Source organism: Mongoliibacter sp., from assembly GCF_007692705.1.
GTDB lineage: Bacteria > Bacteroidota > Bacteroidia > Cytophagales > Cyclobacteriaceae > Mongoliibacter.
In genome coordinates this window covers 1-19,040 of record NZ_REBN01000148.1, presented here as the reverse complement: position 1 = coordinate 19,040, position 19,040 = coordinate 1, and the positions used below count along the sequence as shown (strand labels likewise).

The following is a 19,040-nucleotide window of genomic DNA, read 5'->3' as shown; positions in this document are numbered from 1 at the left end:
GTAAACGGTCGAATTCGAACGTCTATCAGCCAAAAACCACATTGGCAAGTTTCATGGCTTCATGCAACTGCTCCTTATCCAGCTGAAGATCATGTCCTTTATTCTCCAGGATTTGTATCAGGTTTTCAGTTGCTACATTACCTACAAGTTCGTCTTTGGCCATGGGGCACCCACCAAAGCCTTTCAAAGCACCATCAAATCTTTTACATCCTGCTAAAATTGCAGCTTCAATTTTTGCCTGTAGATCATCGGGTTTGGTATGTAAGTGCAGCCCAAACTCAATTTCCGGGTAAGTGGAAGCATTGATTTCAAATAAAGATTGGATAAGATCAGGAGCAGCAGTCCCAACGGTATCAGCGAAAGAGATGATTTTGACCTCTAATTGATCCAACTTTGCTACAAATTCAGCAATAAGCTCGGGAGAATAAGGGTCTCCATAAGGGTTTCCAAAGCCCATGCTGAGGTAGGTGACTAAAGTTTTACCCTTGGTTTCACAACGGTTCTGGATTTCCTCTACAGTTTCCAATGCCTGAGCGATGGATTTATTGGTATTGCGTTGCTGAAAAGTCTCCGATACAGAAAGCGGAAAACCGAGATAATCAATTTCTTCAAAATGTAAAGCATCTTCAGCGCCTCTTGTATTGGCAACTATAGCTAAAAGCTTGGATTTGGATTTGAAAAGGTCTAATAGTGACAAGACTTCAGCAGTATCCCGCATCTGAGGGATCGCTTTTGGACTGACAAAACTTCCAAAATCTATGGTGTCAAAGCCTACTCTCATCAATTGGTCAATGTAAGCAGCTTTTATGGCAGTATCTATAAATTCAGCCTTGCCTTGCATGGCATCTCTGGGACATTCAATCAACTTAATCATGGGGTGAAGGTAAATGGGGTAATTGGTTTTTGCAAAAAACTGATGAATTGTGTGAGTCTCTTAATTGTTTAACTGATACCTGAACACCAATTCGTTAAATGTTAAAATTGTTAAAGGTTAAAAGTGGGTTTATGTTGAGTAGCAGGGTAGTAAATTAGTGTAAAATTTAAGTGATTAATTGATCCATTGAAATACAGAGGCTAAACCCTAAACTTAAAATTAACCTTAATCTAAAATCTTAGATCTACAATCTAAAATTGTACAACTGATAAGCCTACACCTGAATCAATTGTAAGTGTCCTAAATGATGTCTACAGTGCCAGGAGTATAGTGCAATGGATAAATCCAGACTGATTTCTCTTTTCATTTCAGGATGATAAAAAGTTCTTTTCAAATCTTCAGAACTTAAACTTTCTAATAATGCTGCCCATCTTGTATGTAGGCCCTCCATGATAGCCATTGAGGTTTCTACAGGCAACTCATAATCCACTTGTTCGGCCCATAGGTTTTCATAGTAAGGCTTGATGGTGGGCACCGTTTCCGTCAAGGCTAGCTTGAATCGGATAAAACTATTGTAATGGCTATCGGCACAATGGTGAATTACTTGATTGCCTGTCCAGCCACCTTTTCTGTAAGGCTTTTTTAAACCGGCTTCTCCTAATCTAAAAACCTCAGCTTTGACCTGTCCCGGAAAAGCTTTGATATCCTGAATGAAGTGTTGTATTTCCTCTTTGGTAATGGTGTCAGGCGCTTGAAATTTGCCGGTTGGAAACCTTGGATCCATTGTCATGCTAAATAGTAGTTTAATCAAATTTACGTGGTTTTAGCCAAATTTCAGTTCTACAGATTTTATTATTGATGTCATTTTGAATAGGTGTACATTATTTTGTTTGAAAGGTATTCGCATAAAAGAATAATTAAGTTTAAATTAAAAGGATAATATGCTTTTAATAAAACCCGAAATAATGTTTTTATGAATCTAGCAGCAATAGATATCGGTACCAATTCCATCCACATGATTATCGTAAAAGTCACCTCCCAACAAACTTTTGAGGTGCTGGTGCAGGAAAAAGAAATGGTAAAATTAGGAGTTGGTGTTTTTGCCAATAAGATGCTGAGTAAGAAAGCTTTTCATAATGGAATTGAAACCATCAAAAGATATGTTCAACTGGCTGATGAATATGGTGTCGAAGATATCATTACAGCTGCTACCTCAGCCACCCGGGAAGCCAAAAATGGACGGGAGTTTTTGGATAGGTTGATTGAAGAAGTTGGCTTATCTCCTCAAATGATATCTGGAAAGGAAGAATCAAGGTTGATTTTTCTGGCAGTAAGAAAAGCAATTGACTTAGGTAAAAATAATGCCATGGTCATTGATATTGGAGGAGGAAGTACCGAAGCAGTGGTAGGCAATAAAGGTAGTGTGCTTTTTAAAAGTTCCATGAAATTGGGAGTATTGAGACTTCTGGATAGGGTAGGGCATCAGGGTTCATTGTCAAATGAGGAAAAGGATGATCTTCTTCAGCACATACAAAATACTGCCATGAAGATTCTCACCGATGCCAAAGCCGTCGGGTTTTCAAAAGTAATTGGGACTTCTGGTAGTATCCGGACTTTGGGTGAAGCTGCCCTTCAGATGAACGGTAAAAATATTATCAATACAGTGAATGCTGAGTCGGTCAAAGTCAAAGATCTTGAAAAAATCACCTCACAATTATTGGATTTGGAGCCTGAAAAAAGAAGCGAAATTCCAGGGATCAGCGAAAATAGGGTTGACGCCATTCATTTGGGAGGGTTATTATTGGTTGAGTTGCTCAAATTGGCAGATGTAAAGCAATTGACGCTCTCTGATGCTTCTTTGAGGGATGGGTTGATCATTGATTATATAGAGAAAAATGGACAGTACCTTGGAGAGTCTGTAGAAGGTAAAAGTGTCAGAGAGAAGAGCAGCCTGCTTTTGGCGAAGCGATATGATGCAGATATTGAGGAAAACAAACAAGTGGGAAGGCTTGCCATGCAGCTTTTTGATCAATTAAAAGAGCTTCATGGAATGGGAGATAATGCAAGGGACTTATTGTATCAGTCCTGCTTGATCTATGATGTCGGTACTTATGTGAATTTTCAGGATTACCATAAGCATTCCAAATACCTGATTATGCAGGGAGGTATGCGAGGTTTCAATAATGCGGAAATTTTGATTTTGGCAAATCTAGCCAGGTATCATCGAAAGTCAGGTCCAAAAAAGAGGCATAAATCCTTTAAAAAGCTGAATTCCAAAAATAGGCGTATTGTGAAAGGTCTTGCAGGAATGTTAAGGATCGCTGTGGCTTTGGATAAAACCAAAAACCAATGGGTGGAAAATGTTTATTGTCTTCCAGAAGAGAATAAATTGACCATTCGTATTTTCGGAGAAGGCAATATGGATCTTGAAATATGGGAAGCACAGCGCTTTTCAGATACCTTAGCTAAGTTTTTGGATATGAAAATAGAGGTGATTAAAGGTTAATTGTTATCTGAAGCGCCACTTTTTTTTCTTCATCAAATCGGAGTGGTGAGGGTAATTCTACTGTACATAAGTAGGATAAAGTAGAGCTCAGGTTGTGAATACAGGAAATCGCGGTATAGGGGTCGTTGATTCCTGGAGAAAGGGCACGCGATGCAATTTCTACCATCTGATGAATGGAGAATTCCATATCCTGCTGAGAGGTTCGTGAGGTTCCCAAAATGAAATGGTTTTGTAAGGTTTTGTCAAAATTTTTCTGGGATTTTTTAGTCAAAAATACACAGCCAATCACTTCTTTTTTTTAAGGAATATTTCAAAGAAGAAGATTTGAATTTTCTGCTCAAATAAGGATTATAAATAGTCTTTATTTGAGCAGAGTTCCAGTTACTCGCACCAAGCTAAATTAGCCAGTATTTTTTAAACCGCTGGCTAAGGCAGTGGTGATTTCCAATAAGCGTTTGATTAGTATTTCAGATTTTTCCGGCTCTGATTCCTTTATGCTTCTCCAAGATTTGAGTTCGTGGATTTGAAGTTGGTGTAAGGCTTGGAGGGCATTTCCTCTCCTCTTCATATTATCCATCTGACTGGTCCTTCTTACTTCTCTTGGTTTTTCAAACATGAGCTGAATTTCATCCAGGCTGCGTTTGTATTCTTCCATTAATAGATTTATCATCTCTATTTTGATTTCCTCATTTTCAACAAGGTTTCCATAAGCTTTCATGATGCCTGTTTCTGCATTCATAAGGTTGGTTTCTACTTGGATTAAGATGTAGCGCAGCAATGGCCAAGAATCGGCATTTCCCAATAGTTTATTGTAATCTTCGGGTTGTTCTTCTCTGATTTTAGATAAGGCATAGCCTATTCCATACCACCCTGTGATATTGAATCGTGACTGACTCCAGGAAAATACCCAGGGAATGGCTCTCAGATCAGCAAGTGACCTTGTTCCAGTTCTTCTTGAAGGTCTTGAACCTATTTTACTCAATTCCAAAACATCAATAGGAGTAGCCTGTCCATAAAATTCTATAAATGAAGGGTGTTCTATCAGTTTTTTATAATAATTAAGTGAATAACCTGAAAGTAGTTGAAGGGAGTCCAGGGGATATTGGTCGGAAGTGTTGGGGTAGTGGCAATAGGCAGTCTGTTGCAACATTCCAGAAAGCAGCATTTCCATGTTATAGGTACCATTGAGTAAATTGGCAAACTGCTGCGCTATGGTTTCTCCCTGTACGGTGAGTTTCATCTCACCACTTAAGCTTCCAGGAGGCATGCTTTCTAAAAAGCGATGGTATTTTCCTCCTCCACGGCTGATTGTACCTCCTATTCCGTGAAAATACCTAAATCTGATGTTATGTTTTTGGGCGATTTTAGCAAGCTTGTCTTCTGTTCTGTAAATATTGTAACGGCTTGCAATTATTCCCCCATCTTTATTGCTGTCAGAATACCCCAGCATGATCTCTTGTATGTCTGACTTTGCATATTCTGAATGGCTTAGATAGCTGTCCATAATGGCATCAGAACAATCCAAATCCTCGATGGTCTCAAAAAGAGGTACTACCTGAAAGGTTTTTCGGTTTAGCCCCGCTTCTCGCATCAAGAGGTAAACTGTTAATAAATCCCTTAAACTCCGAGTCATGGACACGATAAAGGCTCCAATGCCTTCATTGCCAAAACGGTCAGTATGGGTTTTGACGGCTCGGTAACAATCCAGTACTTTATCTGCTTCTTCACCAAACTGTTCACCGGCTATCGCAAAGGGTCTGTTACTTTTCAACTCTTCATTGATAAAGGAAAGCTTTTCTTCCTCAGACCATTGTCTGAAAGGCTTTTTGTCAGGAAAAGTCTTATTGAGTATTTGCTCCATGGCTTTGTCATGAAACTCAGAATTCTGCCTGATATCCAATTTTACCAAATGAAAACCAAAACAGTCAACCAATCTTTCAACAGGAAATAGCAACTGTCTGACAATTTTGTCAGCACCAATTTCCAACAAACTATTTCTCAATAGCTTTAAGTCAGATTTCAATTCTTCTGAGTTGAGGTACTGAAATTCAGAAAAGCCTTTTTCAGTCTCTTCTAGTTTTACCATAATCAGGTTGATAAATTGCCGCCAAGGCTCTAAAGTATTGCGCTTTAAGGCTTTTTCCCCAAGTTCTCCCAATTCCTCAGCTCTGGATTTGATTTCATTCCTGAAGTGCTCCGGTATAGGATTTCTGATTTCAGAAAAACTCAACTTTGATCCTAATTCAAGTATTTTGCTTTTGATCAAATCCAAAGAAGCCTTACGGTGTTCCAGTAGGGTTTCAGAGGTAAGTTCAGCACTGACATATGGATGTCCATCTCTGTCACCTCCCACCCAACTGCCAAAATTGACCAGAGGGAAATCTTCAGGAAGGTTTAGATTTTTTGAATCAAAACCTGAATTGATCCAGCTCAGCTCTAATTGTTGATCAGATTTTTCAAGAATTTTTGGAAATACCTTCGTGAAATAATGCATCACATTATACCTTTCTGTTTTCACAGTGGGTTTTTCCAGATATACTTCTCCGGAACGCCACCAGCGTTCAAGCAATGCTATTATTTCATGGGTGATTTTATCTTTTTCTTTTTTGGAAAAAGCTGTGTTTTCCAATTTGACAAGTTCTAGATATAGGTCTCTGTGAAGTTCAATAATAGAAATTCTTTTAGCCTCGGTAGGATGAGCAGTCAAAACTGGAGAAAGCCTGATTTGCTTTAAGATATCCTTGATTTGCTTTTCGCTAAGCCCTTTATTTTTAAGTCTTTCAAAAGTTTCGCTCCATGAACCCCGTATGGAGTTCATTCCCTTTTGATCTTCCATCTTCCTTCTATATTGAACTGCTGCATTTTCTTCGACCAGGTTCATCAGTTGGAGATAGATACTCAAAACCTGAATATGTTTTTCCTCCGTTTCACTACCCATTTTTAATATGAGGTCTTTGTCAAGTTTTTGATCTAAAATGGCAGCGAGTTTATCTTCTCCAAGACCTACAAGGACTTTTTTAAAACAGTTTTTTAAAAAAGCCATATCGGTTGAAATCTTCTCAAAAATAAATTCTGGTTTAAGCTTATTCATTTTCTTCTGATTAATTATGTAAACAATTTAGGAAATTTTATTTCGGGAATAGTTTATTTCTCGGGTTACTCAAGGTCAACTCTAAATGGTGAGGCCGGCAGCCCATTTTTATTATAAAGGTTTATTCCTTCAGGATTGTTTGCCCATGCGTAACGCAGGGACGTTGGATTTTTGATGCTTCTATGCCATACCACAACATGGTTATTCTCAATTTTTGCATCAGCCCAAATAAATTTACCATCCTCTCCAGCGATGGCAAAGTTTTTCAGTTTATCTCCCTGTTGAATGATCAAGCCATCTCCTACATGATCAAATTCCAGAATGATTTTATCCTTCACTTTGTGATATGACCTAAATATTGGGCCTGAAGAAACCAGTTCATTTTCTCCATATACATTCTTTCTAGCCAATATAGCTAATCTGTATGCTACATCCTTTTTATTGAGAGGATGGATATCATTCCACTCTCCAATATCAATGGTGATAGCCATGGCAGTGTGAGGCAAATTCAGAGTCTGTAATTGCGCTTCTCTTAATTTTGCCCAATTGCTTTCTGATGGTTCACGGTCTGCCTTAAGATAATTGGGTAACTGAACATATAAAAAAGGTAAATCTTTCTGATTAAATTCAGTTCTCCAGTTTTCGATCATACTTTGGAATAATTGAGCATATTCCTCGGGCCTTTCCGCATTGGACTCTCCCTGATACCAAAGGACTCCTTTTGTAGCATAATATTTTAAAGGTGAAATCATGGCATTGAATAAGCCTACAGGTTTCCACCTGATAAAAGTCTGTTGTGGTAGCGGTTCCATGATAGCGCCCAACTGATACTTCCAAGTTCCTGTTAAATCAATTTTTTGATTTCCTATCAGTAACTCATAGGGTTTTTCCGTAACAAAACCTCCTTCACCAATATTGCTTATGAGCCTGACAACAAGCGTATTTTTTCCCTTTTTCAATAGACCCTCCGGAATGACATACCTTCTAGGTGGATATTGATAGGATGTGCTTCCAACGAACTTTCCATTGAGAAAAACTGAATCCATATCTATCAACATACCTAGGTTGAGGTTGGCTGCTCTACCCACTGACTCTTCCTTCAGTTCAAAATCTTTTCTGAACCAGACTGATCCGTTAACTCCATCCAAATCCGTACCTTTCCATAAAGTTGGATTTTCTATTTCCATCCAATTTTCGGGTTCAAGTTCAATAGAGCTCCAGGAAATACTTCCTTGGTAGCCTTTATCTTTATTATTGAGTTCCATGTACCATTCTGCAGCTATTTTAGCATCCCTATTTTCGATTTCCCTTATCAATTCATCATCCTTAAATCTTTGTAACTCTTCATAGTATTTTGGAAATTCTCTAATGGCATCTTCAGAAAGCCATGCTTCAACCGGTGACCCTCCCAAGGCCGAACTGATTATTCCTATCGGTATATCATAGCGTTCGTGAATGGATCTTGCAAAAAAGAAGGAAATAGCGGGAATACTTAGGATATTGTCCTGACCTACTGCTGCCCAACTGCCTCCTGGGAAATCAATATTTTCAGTTTTAAAATCATATCTCTTGGGGACTTCGAAATAGCGGATCTCTGGAAAATCTGCTTCCTCAATTTCTTTTTCATACAAGGGACTTACCCTTTGCATATTGATTTCCATATTGGATTGACCAGAACAAAGCCAAACATCCCCAATCAGGATGTCTTCCAGCAGTACTTCATTTTGACCCTTTAAAAGCATTTGGTAAGGTCCTCCTGCTTCAAACTGACCTAGATGTAATGACCAGTTTCCATTTTCATCTGCCACAGTTTGATAAGTCTCTTTCATGAAAATGATTTGAATTTTTTCACCAGGATAAGCCCATCCCCAGACTTTTAAGGGCGCATCTCTTTGAAGAACCATGCCATCGCTGATCAATTTAGGAAGCCTGATATCTGAAAAACCAGTTTGAAAAAAAGCCAATGACAAACAAAAAGGCAATAGAAAAATCTTGAAGAGTCTACTCATTGAAAATATTTGTCTAATAGGTTACTTATTACTTTCAAGTTCAAGAATTAAGAATTCAATTCAAACCTTTCACCTAAATTTCAAACAATTCAGGAAAATATAATGCTAGAGTTCTTCTGTCCAGAATGCTAGGAATGCTCATTGGATTAGTAATAATTCTAATTATAACATCAATTTTAGGAAAGGAATCTTTATTTTGAAATTTGAAGCAACTTTAAAGAGCTTAAAATTTATTCTTTTCACCATTTTTGAGCGCATACATTTTAATAATATTCTAACTCACAAAGCAATGACATTTAACCCCGAAATTGAAGGAAAGCAAATCGGTGTGATCGCCTATTTGACAGTGATAGGCTTGATCGCTGCTTTTATAATGAATATGGAAAAAAAGGCAGCTTTTGCCCAATTTCATATCCGGCAGATGCTGGGTCTTTTTGTAACAGGACTTGTCTTGGGTTTTGTCAGTTGGGTTCCATTTATTGGTTGGTTTATAGCTATGGTTGGTTTCTTTGTGACCATTTATATGTGGATTGTCGGATTAATGGCAGCGGTAAATGGGGAAATGAAACCACTGCCATTTTTGGGTGAAAATTATGAAGAGTGGTTTAAGAATCTTTAAAATCTGGTTTTTTATTTAATAGTTAAATTATGAAATATACTGTACTTACTATCCTTGGACTTTTATTTGCCTTTCAAACTTTTGCTCAAGATTGTCCAAGAAAATTAGTTTATGGGAATCCTGAGTGGCCTAATATGATTGAAGTCAGCAATAATGATCTCACCCGTGTTTTTTATTTTGAAAAGGCTCTTTTGATCAAAAATGGAGAATTTATCAGCCTGGAACTCCCCACCTTTTTTGAGGAAAATGAATTCGGTGAAAACCCAATCTTCTTAAACGTCTCCGGTTTTGTTGACAAGGATTTGAAATCACCCGAAGGGAATCATGATATCAGAAATGTTGACTTTACAAGTAAGTCCATTGATTGCATGGAAATAGAGAAAGACTTTGGAAGGTCCGGTATGCGTTATGACCGAAGTATTTCCATCAAAAAGGCCATAGAAAGTTTTTATGAAGTGGAATTGTACCTTAATGCTAAAGCTGATGGGCTTACCACAATAAGAGGTAAGTTGGGGGAGGCTTTGTATAGGGAAGTTGAAAAAGAGGAAATAGAGCAAGTTGCCTATAAGACCTCGAATGGAGAGATTCAAGGGCATGTTATTTTTTCTCATACATATGATCAGGAAACCAATAGACAAGCTGGCTTGCACGTTGAATTTGATGATGAAGAAGTAAATCGATTTTCTCTTACTGACTTTGATGGAAAGCCTGGTGTAAGCAGATTGGGTACAATGGGCAATAGGTTTGTGGTTTTTAATAAAGTAAGCGATTCAGCTATAGATTTCGATATATATACCTTTGATTTTGAAGATATTAAAGCAGTACAGTCAAAGACGTTTTTTGACTTTGCTATCGGGGAGATTTTAATGAATGAATTTAAGCCTGTGTCCAAAATCAATGTTCAGGGCCCCTTAAGGGAAATTGGAGAAGGTTTTGATAGGGTAAGTTACTTGGGCGCATATAGGATAGACCCTGGTTTGGCTCTGAGAGAAGGATATCATTATGAACCATATGAGGGTTTTAAAGAAGAAGTATACCCTTCTGCCATGGAAGTTTATAAAGCGAGAAAGATTCCTGAAGTGAGTCTTAAGCATCAAAGTGGAGAATTCAGTTTTGTGGAAAAGCAGGGGGATGATCAAATTTTTACTGCTATACTCCCAAATGGAGAGGAAGAGGAGAAGTTGGATTGTGATAGGATATTTGGTGCTGCTCAGAAAGTTGTAGAAGAAAAGTATGGTCCTGACGGCCCTAGCAGGGATCAAGAAACAGAAATGATGCGGATTTATGCTGAGATGGCCGCTAAAGAAGGACTTGATATCGGAGATGTCTCAGACTTGGATGCAGATCAAATTCAAGATAAGCTGATGGCTATAGCCGCGCAGAAATGCGGAGGAGGAAGAAAGAGATTCTCTGAGCCTGTAGAATTAACTGCGAAGTTGGATTCTAAAGGTAAGTTGGTTTCACGGGAGTATTTTTTGCAGATTCCCCAAGCAAAAATGGTCCTCAATAGGAATGGTGAAATTTTAGAATTTATCGCTGAAAATGAAGAACAAGGTAGACAATCTCTAAAGACCCAACAATTCAATTCGCTTCCCGATATGGCTATGTTTTTACAATTAGTGGGTGGGATACAGTTTGATCTTGGGAAGGTTTACCAGCTTGATTTTTACGATTACAAACTAACCCAATCCACAAGTGCGAGTTCGGGATTCGGTGGAGGAACTCAGGTAATCCAAAAAAGAAACGTGTATCCTGTGAAAGCCGAATTCCTATTGGAAGCTGTTGAGGTTGTAGCCGTTGAGGGAAAAGAAGCTTATAAAATCGCACTGCAGCACAAAGATTTTGGAGACGGACACATGCTCCTTAATTTTATGCTCTCTCCAAGTCCTGGGCATGGGCCCTACAGGCAAGGGGGATACTTGTTTGTTGATAAAAATACAGGTCAGCTGTTGAAAGCTGTAAACCGTGACGGTGAGACCGCATTTGGTTCCTAAACATTAAACTTGAAGGAATGATAAAACAGAAGTGGTGAAAACTGCTTCTGTTTTTTTGTTTAGGCACAGTTCATTCAGCAGTATTTTTCCACCATTCAACACCAAATAATCTTCTGATATCAAAATTATATGACTTTTATCTATTTTGATTGCGAGATATTTGAATAGTAATATATTTGTCAGATTGATTAATTGACAGAAAACTCAAAAATAGCTCTATGGAACAAATGTTTATTTATGTGGTGCCCTTATTGGGAATAATTGGACTGATCGTAATGGCTTTTAAATCCTCTTGGGTGACCAAGCAGGAAGCAGGTGACAGTACTATGGCTGAATTGGCGGAACATATTGCCAAAGGAGCCATGGCATTTTTGAAAGCCGAGTGGAAAATACTCGGATACTTTGTTGTCATTGCCGCTATTATTTTAGGTTGGTCAGGTACTTTGGTAGAAACCTCCAGCCCTGTCATTGCCATATCCTTCATTATAGGTGCGGTGCTCTCAGCTTTTGCTGGGTATATGGGGATGAATATTGCGACCAAAGCCAATGTCAGAACTACACAAGCAGCCAAAACAAGTTTAAAGCAAGCCTTAAAAGTATCTTTTACTGGCGGTTCGGTAATGGGACTTGGTGTGGCTGGTTTGGCAGTTTTAGGAATGGGCTCATTATTTATTGTTTTCTATAACATGTTTGTGCTTTCTACAGGCGGTGATGTCAATGGTGCTGCCATGGAAACTGCATTAGAAGTATTGGCTGGATTTTCACTTGGGGCAGAATCTATTGCTCTTTTTGCCCGTGTAGGTGGTGGGATTTATACCAAAGCTGCTGATGTGGGTGCTGACCTTGTTGGAAAAGTTGAGGCAGGTATTCCAGAGGATGATGTAAGAAATCCGGCTACAATCGCAGATAATGTTGGAGACAATGTGGGTGATGTTGCTGGTATGGGAGCTGATCTATTCGGTTCTTACGTGGCTACCATTTTGGCTTCGATGGTATTGGGAAGAGAAATAGTTTCCAATGATAATTTTGGAGGAATTGCCCCGGTTTTATTGCCGCTGGTTATCGCCGGTCTTGGTTTGATGTTTTCTATTGTAGGAACCTTCTTCGTAAATATCAGCAAGGAAACTGACAGTGTTCAGAATGCCTTGAATAAAGGAAACTGGATATCAATTTTGCTAACTGTAGCAGCCTCATATCCTATTATTATGTACATGTTGCCTGATGGTGATTTGGTTCTTAGCCGTGGGGGTTCTATTTCCTTTACCAAAATGGGTATTTTTGGAGCGGTAGTGATCGGTCTGATTGTAGGCGCCCTGATGAGTATGATAACCGAGTATTATACCTCTATGGGCAAAAGGCCTGTTAATTCCATAATCAAACAATCTTCAACAGGACATGCGACCAATATTATTGGTGGACTTGCTGTTGGAATGGAGTCTACAGTATTGCCAATTTTGGTTTTGGCTGCCGGTATTTATGGATCTTTCCTTGCTGCCGGTTTATACGGAGTAGCCATAGCTGCTGCGGGAATGATGGCTACGACCGCCATGCAATTGGCCATTGATGCTTTTGGCCCTATTGCTGATAATGCAGGCGGGATTGCTGAGATGTCAGGATTACCAAAAGAAGTGAGAGAGCGTACAGATGTTTTGGATGCAGTGGGTAACACTACTGCTGCTGCAGGAAAAGGATTTGCAATTGCATCTGCAGCGCTTACTGCTTTGGCTCTCTTTGCAGCCTATGTTGGATTGGCAGGAATAGATTCAATTGATATTTACAAAGCCGATGTGCTCGCGGGTCTATTTGTGGGTGCCATGATTCCGTTTATCTTCTCCTCCTTGTGTATTGCAGCAGTGGGAAGGGCAGCCATGGATATGGTAAATGAGGTGAGAAGACAGTTCAGGGAGATACCTGGTATCATGGAATACAAGGCCAAACCTGAATATGAAAAGTGTGTAGAGATTTCAACTCAGGCTTCTATCAGAGAAATGGTAGCTCCAGGTGCTATTGCTTTGTTGTCTCCGATTATTGTAGGGTTTACCTTTGGTCCAGAGGTTTTAGGCGGTCTTTTGGCTGGTATTACCGTATCAGGAGTTTTGATGGGTATTTTCCAGAACAATGCCGGTGGAGCATGGGACAACGCAAAAAAATCTTTTGAAAAAGGAGTAATGATTGATGGGGTGATGCAATATAAAGGCTCAGAAGCACACAAGGCTTCAGTAACAGGTGATACTGTTGGTGATCCATTCAAAGATACTTCAGGTCCTTCTATGAATATCCTGATCAAGTTGACATCCATTGTAGCCTTGGTTATTGCGCCTCATATTTCCGAAAGACCACATGGTGAATTCGCTGAAAAGGTAATTCCAGAGGTTGAAGCAAAAGAAATTACCATGGATAAAATTCCAGAAGATCACAGTGCTCCAGAAGTAGTGGTTCTTAGGTAATTAAAGATTAGTAATCAACACAAAGCCTCTGATTTGATCAGGGGCTTTTTTTATTTTAAGTTGAATCTGTTTTTTTTTATCATTAGTAAATATTTTTAATTTCAACGAATATGTTAATTCATTGTAAATCAGATGAATATATTTATATTTAGAAGGTTTATTTCTTAGGGTTTTTATAGTAATGCTTTTATGAAGGCTTTGTTGATTTTTTTTAAAGTGAATTATTTTCAAGCAATTCCGGAATTACCCAAATCACATTTGATTAGGGGAGAAGTATCATTATCAAGATTTCAATTTAAGAGAAGGGGTAAAATTTGATTTAGTTTAACTATGAATGAGATTGTTTTTTTTCCTCCTGATAAATCCCTTTCTCCTTTTATTTACGGCTATTTATATTCTAGACATAGGATAAATGGTATCGAAAAACCTTTCTTTACACCAAAAGGAAGTGCAGCAATAGTTATTCTCTTGGAGATAAACTCGAGCTCGTACCTTGAATACCCAGATCCATCATCAAAAATCTATTTCGATAGGTTTGTCCCATACCTTTGTGGCCAGATGAGTAGGATGGGCAAATCGCATATTGAGGGGCAGTTTGATGTCTTTGTGATTGTGTTCAACCCCACAGGTCTTTTCCACTTCATGGAAGGTTCACCTCGCCAAATTACAGACAGGTTTGAAAGAATGGAACATTTTGGGCTTAATGGACTTTCTCAAAAGCTCAAAAACCTATTTGAATCTAATGCTAAGCCTGAGAACTGCATTTCGGATGTCAACAAGATATTGATCGCACATTTCAGCAGTTGTATCCGAAAAAATGTCACTTTAAACATGGCGCCAATTGTCAATGAAATGCTACAAAGAAATGGACTCATTGGTTTGGCAGAAATAGTGGAACGCTTGGAAGTCAGCTTTAGAACTTTTCAAAATCATTTTAAAAATCAAATTGGTTTATCTCCAAAATTGTTTTGTAGAATTATAAGGTTCAATGCGCTTTTGCTTGCTTTGGATGAGAACCCTATGCCGGATATTTTAGAATTGGCGCTCCAGTTTGGATATTCCGATAATTCCCATTTGCATAAAGATTTCAAACAATTTGTGGGAATGACACCCAAAAAATACCTGCAATTATACCTCAATATCAATTCTGAAATTGAATTGGAACTTAAAAGAAATTTTTCTGGATAGTTGTTCCATGAAATTCAAAACATGACCATTTATTGAATAGGCTTTTGTGAAATGTATGACCTGACTAAAGCATCTAAATTCTCTTTTATTTCTTCAAAGTGTTATTGAATAGATGTATAATTCTTTTTATCATAGGAATACATATAAATAGATTCTCTACTTTCGCTTTTTTACAACTTTTATTTTGTTTTTATTACTATTATTAAAAGTTATTGATTGTTTACTCTCTTTTATAAATATTTATTCTGTTATGGGAGTTTCTATTTTATTAGCTGATGACCACAGGCTTTTTGCATTAGGAATCAAAAGAATTCTCGACTTCATTCCTGAATATGCATTGGTGGGTACAGTGGAAAACGGATATGAGGTGATTTTATTTCTTGAAAAAAACCAAAATGTAGATGTGCTGGTATTAGATCTTAATATGCCGGTGATGAATGGGATGCAGGTGTTATCCTATCTCAACAGAAAATACCCCAAATTGAAAAAATTGATTCTCAGCGGAGAGCATACCAAGAGCAATATGGAGGCCTGCAAAAACCTGGGAGCAAACGGGTTTATTGGAAAGGATTCCTGTTTTAAAAGTTTTCATGAAGCATTGGATACAGTAGCAGGGGGAGGAGAGTATTTTCAATCTGTCAGCAGTCATCAGAATATTTTTAACGGTCACTGGAATTGTCTGTACCAAAAATTGAGAGAAGCTTACAGACTTTCAGACAGGGAAACCGAAATCATCCAAATGGTGCTAAACCAATGCGAAACCAAGGATATAGCCTACAAGCTACATCTCAGTCCATTAACAGTCAAAACCCACCGAAAAAATATTTACAGAAAGCTTCGGGTGCACAATGTTTCTGGTTTACTGAGTTTGATCAAAGAGCATCCGGGGTTGTAGGATTTCTGGCGAGCCAAGACATTTTTTTCACTTCATTATTCAACAATCGATATTCGATATTTTAAAAAAGGATTTGAGGGATGTATCCATTCGATTGAAGTAATAAGTCAAAATCTCTCCATCTAAAAACATGGACAGCTACTTCCCATACTTTCTCCTTGTCACTCCGACGAAGGAGGAGTCTGATGCATTGGGTTTTAGATTTACTTCTGTACAGCTGCTAGGGTCGAAATGACCAAGAGACCAAATACCTTTAACGTGGACAATTCCCCCTCAACCTTCCGCTAAGGTCTTACAATTTCACATCTTACAATCCTCCCTTCCCCCCAATCCCTACCCCCTAAGCGGTATTTCGACAACATAGCCATAGTTTACAATACTCCTTTTGGGGTATTTTTTTTAAAAGGCCATATCAGGAAATTTAAACATTGACTATTGAATCAATTCAATTCTTTACATAAAAATTCTTTCACCAATTAAATTGAAAAAATCCATGAAAACATGCTACAAACTTTTCGTCCTATGCTGCTTTATGGCAGTGTACAATGTACAAGCAGCTGTGATTACAGTAAGCAACAGGCCTGGTGACATTGCCAATTTCACATCTATTTCTGATGCTATTAATGCAGCAGCAGATGGTGATATCATCTATGTCAGTGGTTCCGCTACTTCTTATGGGAGTTTTACTTTGGCCAAGCGCCTGACTTTGGTAGGTTCAGGACATAACCCTGACAATGACAATGGATTGGTTAGTCAATTGGGATCAGTTACTCTGGTGACTGGGTCTTCAGGTTCTGAGATAATTGGATTTAGAATAGCTGGCATCTCTTGGTCTAATCCTTCTGATGTAATAAATAACATCAATCTTCAAAGAAATAATATTGGAAGTATTGCTATTAATGGTAACTCCAAAGAATGGATTATTCAGGAAAATATCATAAATAGTATAAGTTCATCTTCAGGAATCACTTTTGAAGAAAACTTAATTATCAGAAACAATATTATCACTAGTAGTATCAGTAATTTGAGGTATTCATTGTTTACAAACAATGTATTTACTGCGACATTTGCTGGAGCTTTTTCTACAATCCAATTCAACTCTTTTTCCAATAATATTTTCTTTCAGAATGACCTGAATTCTGATTTTACTAATGCCCGAATTCAGAATTGTACCTTCAACAATAATATTTTCTTTGGATCAAGTAACCCTACTTCTCTACCTACCATAAATGGAAATAGCGGACAGGACAATATTTTTGCTAATCCTCAGTTTGTGAATGTCCCTAATAATACATTTGATTACAATCAAGATTTCAACCTTCAAGGAAGTTCACCAGGGATCAATGCAGGTACGGATAACACAGACATTGGATTGTTTGGTGGAGCAGGATATACAGTTTCCGGCACACCGGCGATTCCTGAGGTAACTTTATTCAATATCCTGAATCCGATCGTACCGCAAAACGGCAATTTGAATGTCCGTATAGAAGGTAAGGCCAATAATTAAGAACGCAGAACATGAAAGCGTATCTCTTAATATGGTTTGGCCTATTAGGGCTTTGTTTGCTGCCCTTAAAAGCACGGGCACAGCAACCGACCTTAGTAGGTGCTGAGTACTTTTTCAATGCCGATCCTGGCTTTGGAAATGGAGCGAATATACCTATCACCTCCGGACCTGATGTGAGTTTTCAGACTCAAGTCAGTACCACAGGTTTGGGTTTAGGTTTCCACCGCTTATCGGTGCGATTTTTGGATAATATCGGTAATTGGGGTCAAGTTTCCACCAGAACCCTTTGGTTGGGCAGGGTTACGGCCTTGACGGCAGTCCCTATAGTTGCGGCAGAATACTTTTTTAATGCTGATCCCGGATTTGGAAATGGGACAGCCGTTGCGGTTTCTTCAGGGCTTACCGTTGATTTTACTACAGTGGTGTCCACTGCTGGGCTTTCTGAGGGTTTTCACCGTCTATCTTTTAGGGTTAGAGATCAAAATGATATCTGGTCATTAATCCAAACCAGGATTTTTTGGATTGGTAGAACAAATCCGGATCAAATTTCACCAATTGTAGCCGCGGAATATTTTATAAATACCGATCCGGGTTTTGGTAATGGAACCGCCCTGGCGGTGACACAAGGACCCAATCCCCAAGTGGAAGGGGTTATCAATGTAGGGGATTTGCCTAGAGGTTTCCATAGACTTTCGGTAAGGTTCCGTAATCAGGCCAATGAATGGGGCTTGGTTACGACCAAATTGTTTTTTGTAGAAAACGAAGGATTTACAGATCCGGCTTTGGTTGATTTTATCGAATATTTCTTTGATGATGATGATCCTGGTTTAGGTCAAGCAATTGAAATTCCTTTGGATGAAGCGGCTTCCAATATAGATTTGGATGAATTGATTGAGGTTGCAGCTTTGGAGGAAGGTGAACATACTATTTCTTTGAGAATAAAAAATAACAAAGGTCTATGGAGCATTGTGGAAACCCGGGAATTTACAGTTGGTGAACCCACTCCTGGAGATCCACCAATACCTGACCTGGAAACCCTTCCTGACCTGAATGCAGAATGTTTGGTCGATTTTAGTGCTCTAGATGTGCCAACCGCTACTGCTGCTGACGGCAGCAGCCTGACGGGAACTACGGATGAAAGCATCTTCCCGATTTCCCAACAGGGGACTACGACTATCACCTGGACTTACACCGATGAAAACGGTTTGGAAACCACCCAAACCCAAAACATTGTGATCCAAGATATCACACCGCCGACCATCAGCCTTCCTGCGGAGATCATCGTGGAAGCCAACCCCGGTCAGTGTTTTGCTACCGGAGTCAACCTTGGTACACCAATCACTGATGACAATTGTGGAGTCGGCTCGGTGGTCAACAATGCGCCTAGCAGCTTTGCTGTTGGATTGAATGAAGTGCTTTGGACAGTAACTGATGTGGGTGGAAATACTGCACAATTCCTACAGTTGGTCACAGTACAGGACACACAGTTGCCAGTAATTCCTGAAATCGCCGATCTGATAGTCAACACCGATGAGGATGCATGTTCGGCTACAGGAGTCAATCTGACTACCCCATCTGCCAGCGACAATTGTGGCATATCCTCCTTGACCAATGATGCCCCTGAGGTATTCCCATTAGGTCCGACCTTGGTCACCTGGACTGCGGTTGATCCAAGTGGAAACTCCTCAACAAGGAGCTTTAATGTCATTGTCAACGATACACAGAATCCAATAATAATTGCACCAGCCAATGTGACTGTTCTGATAGGAGAAGACGAAGATGTGGCAACCAATGTAGAATTGGGTACTCCCGAAATGTCCGACAATTGCAGCATTGCCTCTTTGACAAATAATGCGCCGTCGGAATTCCCGCTCGGTCAGAACACTGTTATCTGGACCATTATAGATGGC

13 protein-coding genes are annotated in these 19,040 nt (G+C 39.0%); 8 read left to right on the top strand and 5 right to left on the bottom strand.

The genetic code is table 11. From position 1 onward, the window contains the following. Positions 1-25: 25 nt before the first annotated feature. Both EA341_RS08870 and EA341_RS08865 read right to left on the bottom strand, forming a co-directional pair. On the bottom strand, positions 26-874 hold the full coding sequence (locus tag EA341_RS08870; RefSeq protein WP_293013090.1) for a hydroxymethylglutaryl-CoA lyase: 849 nt from the start codon (positions 872-874) through the stop codon (positions 26-28). Positions 875-1,148: 274 nt separating this feature from the next. Beyond that, the gene (locus EA341_RS08865) at positions 1,149-1,685 is read right to left on the bottom strand and encodes a YfiT family bacillithiol transferase (RefSeq protein ID WP_293013088.1); all 537 of its coding nucleotides are present in this window, start codon (positions 1,683-1,685) and stop codon (positions 1,149-1,151) included. Between the two features lie 162 nt (positions 1,686-1,847). Between EA341_RS08865 and EA341_RS08860 the strand changes: the two genes are divergently transcribed. After that, complete coding sequence (locus tag EA341_RS08860) at positions 1,848-3,380, top strand: Ppx/GppA phosphatase family protein (RefSeq protein WP_293013085.1); 1,533 nt, start codon at positions 1,848-1,850, stop codon at positions 3,378-3,380. On the opposite strand, the gene EA341_RS08855 is transcribed toward EA341_RS08860, so the two are convergent. The 3 genes from EA341_RS08855 to EA341_RS08845 form a co-directional block, all read right to left on the bottom strand. Continuing rightward, on the bottom strand, positions 3,370-3,669 hold the full coding sequence (locus tag EA341_RS08855) for a DUF2254 family protein (protein WP_293013082.1): 300 nt from the start codon (positions 3,667-3,669) through the stop codon (positions 3,370-3,372). The two genes, EA341_RS08860 and EA341_RS08855, sit on opposite strands and share 11 nt — an antisense overlap. A gap of 111 nt (positions 3,670-3,780) precedes the next feature. Further along, complete coding sequence (locus EA341_RS08850) at positions 3,781-6,471, bottom strand: phosphoenolpyruvate carboxylase (protein WP_293013079.1); 2,691 nt, start codon at positions 6,469-6,471, stop codon at positions 3,781-3,783. Positions 6,472-6,536: 65 nt separating this feature from the next. Next, positions 6,537-8,480, bottom strand: a complete 1,944-nt coding sequence (locus tag EA341_RS08845; protein WP_293013077.1) for a sialate O-acetylesterase — start codon at positions 8,478-8,480, stop codon at positions 6,537-6,539. 289 nt (positions 8,481-8,769) lie between these two features. On the opposite strand from EA341_RS08845, the gene EA341_RS08840 reads away from it, so the two are divergent. From EA341_RS08840 to EA341_RS08810, 7 genes are all read left to right on the top strand, one after another. Continuing rightward, complete coding sequence (locus tag EA341_RS08840; RefSeq protein ID WP_293013074.1) at positions 8,770-9,099, top strand: hypothetical protein; 330 nt, start codon at positions 8,770-8,772, stop codon at positions 9,097-9,099. 29 nt (positions 9,100-9,128) lie between these two features. Continuing rightward, positions 9,129-11,093: a hypothetical protein gene (locus EA341_RS08835; RefSeq protein ID WP_293013072.1), complete on the top strand. Its 1,965-nt coding sequence runs from the start codon at positions 9,129-9,131 to the stop codon at positions 11,091-11,093. Between the two features lie 218 nt (positions 11,094-11,311). Continuing rightward, positions 11,312-13,540, top strand: coding sequence for a sodium-translocating pyrophosphatase (locus tag EA341_RS08830; RefSeq protein ID WP_293013070.1), 2,229 nt, complete (start codon positions 11,312-11,314; stop codon positions 13,538-13,540). A 330-nt stretch (positions 13,541-13,870) separates the two neighbouring features. Then, positions 13,871-14,728 carry a helix-turn-helix domain-containing protein gene (locus EA341_RS08825; protein ID WP_293013067.1) on the top strand — a complete coding sequence of 286 codons (858 nt, stop codon included), beginning with the start codon at positions 13,871-13,873 and terminating at the stop codon, positions 14,726-14,728. 250 nt (positions 14,729-14,978) lie between these two features. Then, positions 14,979-15,623, top strand: a complete 645-nt coding sequence (locus EA341_RS08820; protein ID WP_293013064.1) for a response regulator transcription factor — start codon at positions 14,979-14,981, stop codon at positions 15,621-15,623. Positions 15,624-16,116: 493 nt separating this feature from the next. Next, positions 16,117-17,130 carry a hypothetical protein gene (locus EA341_RS08815; protein ID WP_293013061.1) on the top strand — a complete coding sequence of 338 codons (1,014 nt, stop codon included), beginning with the start codon at positions 16,117-16,119 and terminating at the stop codon, positions 17,128-17,130. Between the two features lie 11 nt (positions 17,131-17,141). Continuing rightward, positions 17,142-19,040 (top strand): HYR domain-containing protein (locus EA341_RS08810; protein WP_293013058.1); only part of this gene is annotated, 1,899 nt, incomplete at its 3' end.

Coding starts and splice junctions, on each gene's coding strand:
- EA341_RS08870 (WP_293013090.1), bottom strand. CDS start 874: ATGATTAAGTTGATTGAATGTCCCAGAGATGCCATGCAAGGCAAGGCT.
- EA341_RS08860 (WP_293013085.1), top strand. CDS start 1,848: ATGAATCTAGCAGCAATAGATATCGGTACCAATTCCATCCACATGATT.
- EA341_RS08850 (WP_293013079.1), bottom strand. CDS start 6,471: ATGAATAAGCTTAAACCAGAATTTATTTTTGAGAAGATTTCAACCGAT.
- EA341_RS08845 (WP_293013077.1), bottom strand. CDS start 8,480: ATGAGTAGACTCTTCAAGATTTTTCTATTGCCTTTTTGTTTGTCATTG.
- EA341_RS08840 (WP_293013074.1), top strand. CDS start 8,770: ATGACATTTAACCCCGAAATTGAAGGAAAGCAAATCGGTGTGATCGCC.
- EA341_RS08835 (WP_293013072.1), top strand. CDS start 9,129: ATGAAATATACTGTACTTACTATCCTTGGACTTTTATTTGCCTTTCAA.
- EA341_RS08830 (WP_293013070.1), top strand. CDS start 11,312: ATGGAACAAATGTTTATTTATGTGGTGCCCTTATTGGGAATAATTGGA.
- EA341_RS08825 (WP_293013067.1), top strand. CDS start 13,871: ATGAATGAGATTGTTTTTTTTCCTCCTGATAAATCCCTTTCTCCTTTT.
- EA341_RS08820 (WP_293013064.1), top strand. CDS start 14,979: ATGGGAGTTTCTATTTTATTAGCTGATGACCACAGGCTTTTTGCATTA.
- EA341_RS08815 (WP_293013061.1), top strand. CDS start 16,117: ATGAAAACATGCTACAAACTTTTCGTCCTATGCTGCTTTATGGCAGTG.